The sequence below is a fragment of the Actinophytocola sp. genome (assembly GCF_035762905.1).
Classification (GTDB): domain Bacteria; phylum Actinomycetota; class Actinomycetes; order Mycobacteriales; family Pseudonocardiaceae; genus DASYTH01.
In genome coordinates this window covers 1-10,574 of the sequence record NZ_DASUCC010000143.1, presented here as the reverse complement: position 1 = coordinate 10,574, position 10,574 = coordinate 1, and the positions used below count along the sequence as shown (strand labels likewise).

Below are 10,574 nucleotides of genomic sequence, written 5' to 3'. Positions count from 1 at the left end.
GCCCACCCAACATCCGCTCGGCAAACCCCGCCAGCCGAGGACCCACCTGCCCGATCTGATCCGGCGTCACAACCAGCAGCCAACCAGAATCCACAATGGACGATCAACTCGACACGCCAACACCTAACAAAGTACTACTAGTGCCCCGTCAACCATCCACAGTGGACTCCGCGGTTCGCCACCGGCCGGGGCTCATGCCGTGCACCCGGCCGAAGATGCGGGCGAAGTAACCGGCGTCCGGGAACCCCACCCGCCGGCCGACCTCGCCGATCGGCAGCTCGGTGGCGGTGAGCAGCCGCCGGGCCTGGACCATGCGCCGCTCGGTGATCCACTCCTGCACGGTGCGGCCGGTGCGGCGGCGCACCGTCGAGGTGAGGTGTCCCGGGGAGATGCTGACCGCGGCGGCCACGTCGCGCAGCGACAGCGGTTGCGAATAGCGCTGCTCGATCACCTCGAACACCTCGGCGAGCAGCGGTTCGGAGTTCTCGCGCAGGTCGCCGACCACGTCGGCGGCGAGCCGGGACACCCCGACCAGCAGCAGCACCAGGTGGGCCAGCACGGCCTCCCGGTAGCCGTCCCGCCGGTGCGTCAGCTCCTCGTCGAGGGCCTGGACGCGGGCATCCCATTCGGGCCGGTCCGGTTCGGGCACCCGCAGCCGCAGCGCGCCGATCGCCCCGCCGCGGACGAACGGGAACAGCAGCGGGTGCGTGCGCCAGGCCAGGTTGGCACCGGGGACGTCCGGGCCGAGCACGTCGGCGGTGAAGAACACGCCCCAGCCGTGGCTGCCGGCCAGGTCGGCGGCGTGGACCCGGCCCATCACGTCGCCGGGGGCGATCACGAACAGGTCGCCTGCCTCGATCGGCCAGGCCCGCCGGCCGGTGCGCAGCAGCCCGCCGCCGGTCTGGAAGTACGCCAGGCCGGGGAAGTCGTGCGCGTGCTCCTCGACCGAGCCATGGATCTGCCCGCCGTGCTCCAGCCGCCAGACACCCACCGGCAGCTCACCGGGCACCGGCAGCATCGAGTAGACCGCCGGCCCGTCGCCGCTCGGCAACTTCCGCATGGTCCGCACCGTCGAATCGTCCCACTCTTACCACGGATCGGTACAGACCCGCAGTTCAAAGTGTGGTCACAATGTCCTCATGACCGAAAGAACGTCGCATCCGCCGAACGAGCGGGACTACCTCCCGGGCCTGGGCAAGCACTTTCTGCTGCCGTTCTACGACGTGGTGCACCACCTGTTCGGGCTGGCGCCGATCCACCAGGAGATGATCACGCTGGCCGGGTTGCGGGCCGGGCACCGGGTTCTCGACGTCGGCTGCGGCACCGGGAACCTGTTGCGGTCCACCGGAAAGCGCCATCGCGACGTCGAACTGGTCGGCCTCGACCCGGATCCGAAGGCGCTGGCCCGGGCCCGGCGCAAGGCCCGGCGGGGCCGCCACGTGATGCGGCTCGACCGCGGGTTCGCCCAGGAACTGCCCTACCCGGACGGCTCGTTCGACCTGGTCTTCTCCAGCCTGATGCTGCACCACCTGGACACCGCGTCGAAGGACGCCATGCTCGCCGAGGTACGCCGGGTGCTGCGGCCCGACGGCGTGCTGATCCTGGCCGACGTGGTGCGCGACGGCCACGATCACCACGCGCACCGGCGGATCGGCACCGGCCGCCAAATGCACGAGCACCTGCACGACAACATCGGCGACGCCGTGCCCAAGCGGATCGCCGCGGCCGGCTTCACCGTGGAACCGACCCGCACCAAGACCCTGCGCCTCGGCGGCACCATCGGCATCGAGGTGGCCCGCCCCCGGTGACCCGGCGCTACGGACGGGTTTCCGGTCAGGCGGACGTGAGTTGCGGGATCGCCGGGCGGATCTCCCGTTCCCAGAACCGGAAGAACTCGTCCTGGTCCGGGCCGATCTGGTTGACGTAGACCTCGTCGAACCCGGCGTCGACGTACTCGCGCATGGTGTCCAGATAGGACTTCGGGTCCGGTCCGCAGGGCAGCGCGCCGGCCATCCCGTCCCGGGCGACCAGCCGCGAGGCCTGCTCGAAGTGCCGCGGCGTCGGCAGCACCTGGGACAGCTCGCCGGGCAGCATCATGTTGGGCCACAACCGATGCGCGGTGGCCAGACCGTCGTCGGCGGTGCGCGCGTGACAGACCTTGAACCCGGCCTGGGCCGGCTTGTCCCCGCCACCGGCCTCCCGGAACATCCGCACCAGGTCGGCATCCGGGCTGGTGCACACGAACCCGTCGCCGATCCGGCCGGCCAGCCGCGCCGCCTTCGGCCCGAACCCGGACACGTAGATCGGCACCGGCCGCTCCGGAACCGTGTAGATCCGGGCGTTCTGCACGGTGTAGTACCGGCCGTGATGGGTGATCTCCTTGCCCCGCTGCAGGACCCGGATCACCTCCACCGCCTCCTCCAGCATGTCCAGCCGGATCCCGGCCGGCGGCCAGGCATCGCCGAAGATGTGCTCGTTGAGCGCCTCCCCGCTGCCCACCCCCAGCACGAACCGGCCCTCGTGCTGCACCGCGGCCGTCGCCGCCGCCTGCGCGATCACCGCCGGATGGATCCGCACCGTCGGGCAGGTCACCGCGGTGGTCACCGGCAGCCGGGTCGCCTCGGACAGCGCACCGATCACCGACCACACGAACGGGCTGTTGCCCTGCGCGTCGTTCCACGGATGGAAGTGATCGGAGATCCACAACGCCTCGAACCCGGCCTGCTCGGCCAGCTTCGCCTGCCGAACCAGCTCCCGCGGCCCGAACTCCTCACAGGACAGGAAGTAGCCATACCTCACTGTGTTCTCCTGTTCGCTCCCGCTCGGCCGCTCATGATGCCCCCGGCTACCCCCGGACGCCGGTTCCAATCCCGCCGGCCACCAGTCCCACGTAACACCGCAGCTGCGGACGGACGGAGTGGTCAGAGCCAGCCGGACCGGACCAGCTCGGGTTCGCCATCGGCCCCGGCCGGCGCTGCGGTGCGCGGCGGGCGGCCGAGCTCGCCGGCCTGCACCCGGTCGAGCAGCCTGCGGGTCGCGTCCACGATCTCCGGTGCGGCGGCACGAAGATCGGCCGCGTCGTCCGGACCGGCGGTGTCCGCCGGGAAGCCGCCCTCGGCCAGCAGGCCGTCCAGATCCGCGAGCTTTCCGGCCAGCCAGCCGAGCGGATCGGCGGACAGCTCGCGGACGAACACCCGGCTGCTCGGGTTCCATTCGCTGAACACCGGATGATGGTGCGTGCGGTCGAAGCTGCCCGGCTGCCCGTCGACCGACTCAAGCAGGTCGGCCCGCCACACCGGCCGGCCGACCTCGATCGGCTGCGCGGAGTAGATCGAGCCCTTCAGCTCGCCCCGGTCGAGCAGCCGCAGCTCCAGCCGGACCCCGTGCTCGGCGCCTTCCTGCCCCTTCTGCGGATTCGGGTCGACGAAGTACAGATCCCCGACCACCACGCCGAGCCGGTCGAACCCGAACATGTACAGCATCCCGCGCCCCTTCCCGGTGAGATCCCGTGCCCATCTCACCGTCGCGCACGGCACGCGGTCCGGTCAACCGAGCTACGGGCCGTGGATCGCGCCGGCCAGGAGCTGGCTGTAGGTGAGCCGGCCGAGCAGTTGGTGGCAGGCGGTGTCCTCGGTGGGCAGTCGGACCAGGTTGTTCTTGTTGCCGCGCTCCTGCCAGAACACCTCCCAGGCGCCGTCCTCGGCCTGCTCGACGCACCAGCAGTACTCGGCGTGGCCGCCCAGGACGACCAGCTCGGACGGGACGCCGATCCGCGCGACCGCATCGGCCAGCTCGGCCAGGTTCACAGCGGGATCTCCTTCAGGTAGCCGGCGTTGACCAGGTCAACGATGGAGGTCGGCAAGTAATACTGCACGCCTCCGCCCGGCTGGCCCATGGCCGGGGCGATCGAGCCCTCCCACACGGGGATCGGCCGGACCACCTCGTAGCGGTGGTACCCGGCGTCCAGGCTGCCCGGCGGCAGCGCCCGGTCCGGGAACGGGGTGCCGACCGGCGAGCCGAACTGGCCGAACCCCGGACCGAACCGGTCGAACTGCTGTCCGGGGGTCATCACGGTAGGGGTGCGGCTCTCCGGCGAGCTGAACCCCTGCGGATGCGCCTGCGGGTCCGGCCACACCAGCTCCGGGTTGCCCCGCGCGTCGGTCCGGCCGGTCGGCCAGTACTGCGCGTTCCAGGAGTCCTGGCCGAGCCCGCCGTGCGGGTCGTAGCTGCCCGGGATCATGTCCTGCACTGCGGGATGGTCCTTCGGTACGCCCGGGCTGAGCGCGTCGCTCACCCGGTTGGGGTTGTTCGCGGCGTCCCGCAGCAGGTTCTGGTCGAGCAGGTCGGCGTGCGGATGCTGGAGCTGGTTGGTCGGGATGGTCCGGCCGGTCGCATCGTAGTCCCGGGGCGGCGGGACCGGGGTCGGGTCGGTTGGCGTGGGATCGGTGCGGGCCGGGGGCACGTCGGTGCCGGTCGTGCCGGTCGGCGTCGTGCTCCCCGGCGTGGTCGGGGTGCCGGTCGTTCCGGTCGGCGTGGTCGGGCTGCCGGTCGTGCCGGTCGGTGTCGTGCTCCCCGGCGTGGTCGGAGTTCCGGTCGTTCCGGGCGTGTCCACGCCGGTGGAGCTCGGCGTGGTGGCCGACGGCGTGGTCGGGGTCGGAGCGTCCACATCGGACATTCGGACCGGGTCCGGGGTGTGCGGGGCGTCCGGGCCGTGCGGTCGGGTGCGCAGCTGGCGCAACCCGTTCTTGATCGCCTCCCAGATCTCGCCGAGCCGGGCCATGATCGGGCGCAGCTTCTCCAGCGACCGGACCAGCTTGGTGATCACGTCGCTGATCCGACCGACCCACTTCGCGATCAGCGCGGCCGCCGCGGACACCACGTGCGGGGTGGCGAAGCCGAGGGTGAGGCCCAACTCGGCGAGCCACTGCGGGATCCGGATCAGCAGCGTGGAGATGCACTCGGCGACCAGGTCCCGCACGATCCCGCGGATCGCGCCGACCAACATGCCGACCGCCTCGGTGACCGTGCCGATGGTGGCCGCCGCGGTCGCCGCCGCGGTGATGTGCTCGCCCTGCTGGCCGGTGTTGGCCCGGTAGGCGTCGGCCGCCCGGCCGTGCCAGGCCGAGGTGCCGGTCTCCACCTCGGTGCGGAGCTGCTGGCCGGTGTCGGCGACGGACCGCGACACGTTGTTCCAGGTGGCCGCGTAGGCGGCGATCTGATCGGCGTCGCCGGCCAGCCAGTTCAGCGCCTCGCGCAGCGGCCGGATCTGCTCGATCAGCCAGGACACCGCGTACTGCCCGAGCGTGCCGATCGGATCGAGGGCGAGGGAAAGCATCTCCAGGCCGGTGCCGAGCACCCCGAGACCGCCCTCGACCCAGGAGCCGTTCTGCACCCCGTTGTAGATGTCCACCGCGGACTCGGCGATGCCGATGCCGGTGTAGCCCCGGGTGGAGTCCTGCCGTTCGGCGAGCAGCGGGTTGGTCATCGCACACCGCCGAAGGTCCGGCCGGCGGCCTGGTCGAAGCCCTCGTAGCTGCTCGCCGTGTCGCGCACGCCGCCCGCGGTGGCCGACATCGTGTCGGCTGCCTGGGAGATCGCCTCGACTCCCGGCCGGCTGACCGCCTGCACGATCGGCACGAAGAACTGGCAGATCTGGCCGTATGCGGCCGTCCCCAGATGCACATGGTTGGCGGCTTCGAACGCGGTGACCAGCTGCCGGTGCAGCGTGTCCAGCCGTGCCGCGTGCGCCCGGATCTCGCCGACCAGGACGCCGTATCCCTCGGACACCGTCATCTCCCTCTTGCCGTCAGCTGAACACCGTCGAAGGTCCGTCGTCGTCCTCGTCGTCCGTGCGCCGGTGCCGAGGCTCCCGGGCCGGGGGTGGTGGCGGCGGCGGCTCGTCGACCGGCTGATCGCCCAGCCGCAGCTCGTCGTCCGGGGCCGGCGGCTCGGGCTCGGGCTCGGGCTCCGGGAACCGCTGCCGGTAGGAGGCCACCATGCTGGCCACCGTCGCCGGGTCGTCGCCGACCGTGCGCTGCATGACGTCGGCGACCTTGTCGGTGATGCGCGCCTGCGCCCGGCGCATGGTGGCCAGCACCAGCGCCGCCAGCTCCGCCCCGGACTTCTCCCGGCTCCGGTCGCTGATCCGCAGGTCGGTGACCAGCCCGCTGGACGCCACCGTCACCTCGACCAGCTCGTCCGGCGACGTCTCGGTCACCGTCACCTCACCGACCTGCGCCTGCATCACCTGATACCGCTGGGCTTTGGCCTCAACGGCGGCCGCCCACCGGCGCACCTCCAGCTCGGTCTGATACCCGTCGCCACCGAACGAGGGCTCACTCACCACGCATCTCCAGTCCAGACTCCGCCCCGACCGTCTGATCCGACGGTCGGCAGGGAGTATGCCGCACCCCGCTCCGGCCCGATGCACTTTCCCCTCGGTATTTGCAGCCGCTACCGGGCACGGGCGGCGGGGAACGCCCCGCCGCCCGGCCCGTGGATGGTGCGCTACCGCCGGGAGACCCGGATTTCGGTTGCCGAGGTGACGGCACCGGGGTCGGTTCCGACGAACTGGAACTCGTCGCCGTCCGGGGACACGTAGATGTCGAAATGGGTAGTGACGCCGGAGTTGGTGAAGGCCGCCGTTCCGGTGCAATCGGCGTTGATCTGATAGGTGCCCGTGTTCGGGGTGCCCGGGATGATCACACCGTTGATGCTGGTGGTGACGACACCGGCGATATTGCCCGCGCCGTCGTAGTGTTCCACTCCGGCCAGGGCGAACGGGGTGGTACTGCCGCCGGCGACCGTCCAGCCGCCGGACGCGAAGGTGTAGGTCCCCTTCAGCGTGGCGTTGCTGCAGGACGGCGCCTTGGCGGCGGCGGAGGCGGTCAGCGCCGGAGTGAGCACGAGGGCAAGCGCACCCGCGCCGAGCACGGCGACAATCGGCACCGAACGGATCCGATTTTTGGTCGAGGACATGCGAATTCTCCTGTCATCAATGGACACTAGAATACCCGGGTTCAGTCACTCTCGCCCGCAGAATTGAATCGCGCAAGCGCGTGTACCGCCACGCGGAACACAAATTTGCTCCGTGATCAGAAAGCCACTGTACGCATTCCACTGCCGGCAATTTCGGTGACAGATAAAGTGACAACAATGCGATCCGGTGAGCGCGGCGGGTTCCGCGTCCAGTGCCGAGGGGCGACCCGGAGGGGCTGGATGGAAGATGCGGGCGGTGCGCGTGGTCGGGCACAGTGTGACCGGCAAAATAGTCGTTTCCGATCATTGGAGCCGGTCATGCGTCACCCCGCTCGCTACGTGCGCCCCCTTGCCGCCGTCGCGCTGACCGCCGGACTTGCGGTGGTCGCCCCGGCACCAGCGACCGCGGCACCCGGCCAGACCCTGGCCGACCGGATCGTCGCGGCCGGCCCGGACTGGCGGGCCGAGCTCGCCGCGGAACTGGCCGCACTGCCGGACAAGGAGACGACCGTGGCGGGACCGCTCCGCGGGCAGGTGCTCGCCGCCACGCTGCGGTTGCCCGGCACCGTCGAGCTGACCGGCGACACCACGATCATCGCCCGCGAGCTGGTGTTCACCGGCGGCGCGCTGCGGGTCAACGGGAACGGCCACCGGCTGGCGCTGTACCCGGTGGCCGGGACGCGGCCGGACCAGGCCGGCGTTCTCGACGTGATCACCATCGACACCAGCGCGCACGACGCTCCGGGCGGCAACTCCGGATCCAACGGGTTCTGGGGCAACTCGGGATATTCCGGCTCGCGCGGCACCGACGGCACGGATCCGTTCTTCTGCGCCGGAAGTCCCGGTGGCCAGGGCAGCAACGGCGACCGCGGCGACTCCGGCGGCCGCGGCGGGGACGGTGCGCGGGCCGACTCGGGCACCGACATCTCGCTGGACATCCCGGACGGCTCCGCCGACTCCTACCGGCTGATCAGCCGGGGCGGCAACGGCGGAGCCGGTGGCAGCGGCGGCGCGGGCGGCTTCGGCGGGAGTGGCGGTGACGGCGGCCCCGGCGGCGACCAGTACTGGTACTGCTACACCGGTCAGTGGCCGGGCGCGCCCGGTGGCCCCGGTGGGAACGGCGGCGAGGGCGGTCGCGGCGGTGACGGCGGCACCGGCGGATCCGGCGGAAACGCCGGAGCCATCCGGGTGACCTACCCGGCCGGCTACGACATCGGCCGCATCCAGTACGACAGCAGCGGCGGGAGCGGCGGGAACGGCGGCAGCGCCGGCCATGCCGGACCTGGCGGTGCCGGTGGCTGGGGTGGCTTCGGCGGCTCCGGCTACCCCTACGGCCCGAACGGCCAGCCGGGCCTCGGCGGCTTCTTCGGCTCCTCCGGCAACCCCGGCGGCAACGGCTCACCCGGCGCCGGCGGCGCGGTCACCTTCACCCAACGCTGAGCCGGCAGCCAGTACCGCGGGTGCGCCCGGAACCAGCCATACTGTCAGCGAAGCACCGGCGCGGGCCGGACCGTCCACAGTGTCCATTGCCGGAAGGAGACCGTGATGGCGCAAGAGCAATCGCTGTGGCGGGCGGTTCGGTGGCCGGTGGCCGTGGTGCTGCTCGGGCTGGTGGGCGTCGGCGTGGCGACGCTCCTCGACGAGGTCTTCACCAGCGAATGGTCGTTGACCATCGGGGCGCCCTCGCTGTGGGTGCTGGTGATCGGCGCCGTGTGGCTGGCGGTCGCCGTCGTCATCCACCTCGTCCGCCGGAACCGCGCCACCTGATCAGTGCCAGGCCAGCGCCTGCCTGGTCGCCCAGTACCCGGCCGCGGGCTCGGCCAGGCCGTTGAGCCGGTCCAGGTCCGCCCGGGTGAGGGTGAGGTCCGCGGCGGCGAGGTTGCTGGCCAGTTGGGCCGTGCTGGCCGGACCGAGCAGCACGGTGTCGGCCCACGGTTGCGCCAGCGCCGCGGCGATCGCGACCGCGTCCGGGGTCACCCCGTGCCGGTCGGCGATCCCGGCCAGTTCGGCCGGCGGCGTCACCGCCAGCCGTCCGTTGGCCAGCGTTTCCTTGACCAGCACGTGAATCCCCGCCTCGCGCGCCCGCCGCAGCGCCGGACCCACCGACGGCTCAAGAACGTTCCATGTGGACTGCACCGCGGTGAACACCGGCCGCCCGGCCACCCGCAACGCCAACCCCCGGTCGACGACCTCCGCCTGCGCCGGTCCCGACGTGGAGAACCCGACCCGCATCCCTCCCTCCGCCAACCCGGCCAGCGCCGCCAGCAGCGCCTCGTCGCCGAACAACGGACTGTCCACAGTCAGCGAATGCACCTGATACAGCGCGATCCGCCCACCCAGCAACGCCCGGCTTTCCGCCCACTGCGCGCGAAACCGCGCCAGCGAGTGCTCCTTGACCTCGTGCACCTCCGCGTCGGTCCGCCACTCCCCGGTGTAGGCATACCCCCACTTGCTCGACACCGTCACATCCGCCACCCCACGCTCCCCCATCCACCCCGCCAGAAACTCCTCCGCCAACCCGTACGACCGCGCCACATCCACCCACCGCACCCCCCGCGCATACGCGGCATCGAGCACACTCCAACAAGCCGCCCGCATCGCCCCCACCGACCGCTCCCCCGGCAACGCCTCAGCCCGCCCCACATTGATGTACGCCGGCCGCCCCAACGAAGCCAACCCCACACCCACCCGCATCAGCACACCTCCGAACCGGAGCGTCCCACAGAGCCACGAACCGCCGCACCCGATGACCCGCGAGGTCGACGTAAATTCGTAACGCCACCTCGGTTGTCACCGACGTACCTCCCGCAGCATCGGCGGGCGCTGCTGCCCGGCTCGAGGAGGCGTCGGCATGGAGATCGCGGAGCGTGCGCAGGCACTCGCGCTGAAGATTCGAAAGCACAAGGCCAGCATCGAGACGGAAGAGGCGACGAAGAACGCCTTCGTCATGCCGTTCATCAGTACGGTGCTCGGCTACGACGTCTTCAACCCGAGCGAGGTCATCCCCGAGTTCACGGCCGACGTCGGCCTGAAAAGGGGCGAGAAGATCGACTACGCCATCGCCCATGACGGACAGGTGCAGGTGCTGGTCGAGGTAAAGAAGATCAACGACCCGCTCCGTATCGAGCACGCTTCCCAGTTGTTCCGGTACTTCGCTGTCACGAACGCCAGAATCGCGATCCTGACCAACGGTGAGACCTACCATTTCTACACGGACCTCGACGTTCCCAATCGGATGGACGCCAAACCCTTCCTGGTGTTGAACTTCTCGGACATCGACGACACCCTGCTGCCCGAGTTGGCCAAGCTGACCAAGGAGTCCTTCGATCTCGACTCGGTGATCAGTGCCGCCGGTGAACTGAAGTACATCGGACAGCTCAAGCGCGTCCTGGCGGCCCAGTTCAAGCAGCCGGAGGACGAATGGGTCCGGTTCCTGACGACACGCGTCTACGATGGCTCGTTCACGCAGCGGATCCGTGATCAGTTTCTCCCGCTCGTACAGAAGGCCGCCCGCCAGTTCTTGAACGAACAGGTCAACGACCGGCTGAAGAACGCCCTGGGCGGACCGGATTCCTTCGTCAGCGTCACAACCGGTT

General features: G+C 70.7%; 13 protein-coding genes. 4 read left to right on the top strand and 9 right to left on the bottom strand.

The window, feature by feature from the left end:
* Nucleotides 1-148 precede the first annotated feature (148 nt).
* A complete protein-coding gene (locus tag VFV67_RS30355) occupies nt 149-1,060 on the bottom strand; it encodes an AraC family transcriptional regulator (RefSeq protein WP_326474115.1) in 912 nt (303 codons plus the stop codon).
* 79 nt (nt 1,061-1,139) lie between these two features.
* On the opposite strand from VFV67_RS30355, the gene VFV67_RS30350 reads away from it, so the two are divergent.
* The gene (locus tag VFV67_RS30350; protein ID WP_326474114.1) at nt 1,140-1,808 is read left to right on the top strand and encodes a class I SAM-dependent methyltransferase; all 669 of its coding nucleotides are present in this window, start codon (nt 1,140-1,142) and stop codon (nt 1,806-1,808) included.
* Between the two features lie 25 nt (nt 1,809-1,833).
* Here VFV67_RS30350 and VFV67_RS30345 read toward each other — a convergent pair whose 3' ends face one another.
* The 7 genes from VFV67_RS30345 to VFV67_RS30315 all read right to left on the bottom strand — a co-directional run bounded on the left by VFV67_RS30345 (nt 1,834) and on the right by VFV67_RS30315 (nt 6,948).
* Nucleotides 1,834-2,799: a TIGR03557 family F420-dependent LLM class oxidoreductase gene (locus tag VFV67_RS30345; RefSeq protein WP_326474113.1), complete on the bottom strand. Its 966-nt coding sequence runs from the start codon at nt 2,797-2,799 to the stop codon at nt 1,834-1,836.
* 122 nt (nt 2,800-2,921) lie between these two features.
* Complete coding sequence (locus VFV67_RS30340; protein ID WP_326474112.1) at nt 2,922-3,482, bottom strand: hypothetical protein; 561 nt, start codon at nt 3,480-3,482, stop codon at nt 2,922-2,924.
* Between the two features lie 72 nt (nt 3,483-3,554).
* Complete coding sequence (locus tag VFV67_RS30335; protein WP_326474111.1) at nt 3,555-3,806, bottom strand: hypothetical protein; 252 nt, start codon at nt 3,804-3,806, stop codon at nt 3,555-3,557.
* On the bottom strand, nt 3,803-5,485 hold the full coding sequence (locus tag VFV67_RS30330; protein WP_326474110.1) for a glycohydrolase toxin TNT-related protein: 1,683 nt from the start codon (nt 5,483-5,485) through the stop codon (nt 3,803-3,805). Before VFV67_RS30330 ends, VFV67_RS30335 begins: the two co-directional genes overlap by 4 nt.
* Nucleotides 5,482-5,787, bottom strand: a complete 306-nt coding sequence (locus VFV67_RS30325; protein WP_326474109.1) for a type VII secretion target — start codon at nt 5,785-5,787, stop codon at nt 5,482-5,484. Before VFV67_RS30325 ends, VFV67_RS30330 begins: the two co-directional genes overlap by 4 nt.
* Nucleotides 5,788-5,806: 19 nt before the next feature.
* On the bottom strand, nt 5,807-6,343 hold the full coding sequence (locus tag VFV67_RS30320; protein WP_326474108.1) for a YbaB/EbfC family nucleoid-associated protein: 537 nt from the start codon (nt 6,341-6,343) through the stop codon (nt 5,807-5,809).
* Nucleotides 6,344-6,507: 164 nt separating this feature from the next.
* Nucleotides 6,508-6,948, bottom strand: a complete 441-nt coding sequence (locus VFV67_RS30315) for a hypothetical protein (RefSeq protein WP_326474107.1) — start codon at nt 6,946-6,948, stop codon at nt 6,508-6,510.
* Between the two features lie 348 nt (nt 6,949-7,296).
* On the opposite strand from VFV67_RS30315, the gene VFV67_RS30310 reads away from it, so the two are divergent.
* Both VFV67_RS30310 and VFV67_RS30305 read left to right on the top strand, forming a co-directional pair.
* Nucleotides 7,297-8,418, top strand: a complete 1,122-nt coding sequence (locus VFV67_RS30310; RefSeq protein WP_326474106.1) for a hypothetical protein — start codon at nt 7,297-7,299, stop codon at nt 8,416-8,418.
* Between the two features lie 105 nt (nt 8,419-8,523).
* Nucleotides 8,524-8,745, top strand: a complete 222-nt coding sequence (locus tag VFV67_RS30305) for a hypothetical protein (protein ID WP_326474105.1) — start codon at nt 8,524-8,526, stop codon at nt 8,743-8,745.
* Here VFV67_RS30305 and VFV67_RS30300 read toward each other — a convergent pair whose 3' ends face one another.
* Complete coding sequence (locus VFV67_RS30300) at nt 8,746-9,672, bottom strand: aldo/keto reductase (RefSeq protein ID WP_326474104.1); 927 nt, start codon at nt 9,670-9,672, stop codon at nt 8,746-8,748.
* Nucleotides 9,673-9,829: 157 nt separating this feature from the next.
* On the opposite strand from VFV67_RS30300, the gene VFV67_RS30295 reads away from it, so the two are divergent.
* A partial coding sequence (locus tag VFV67_RS30295; RefSeq protein WP_326474103.1) for a type I restriction endonuclease occupies nt 9,830-10,574 on the top strand: 745 nt, incomplete at its 3' end.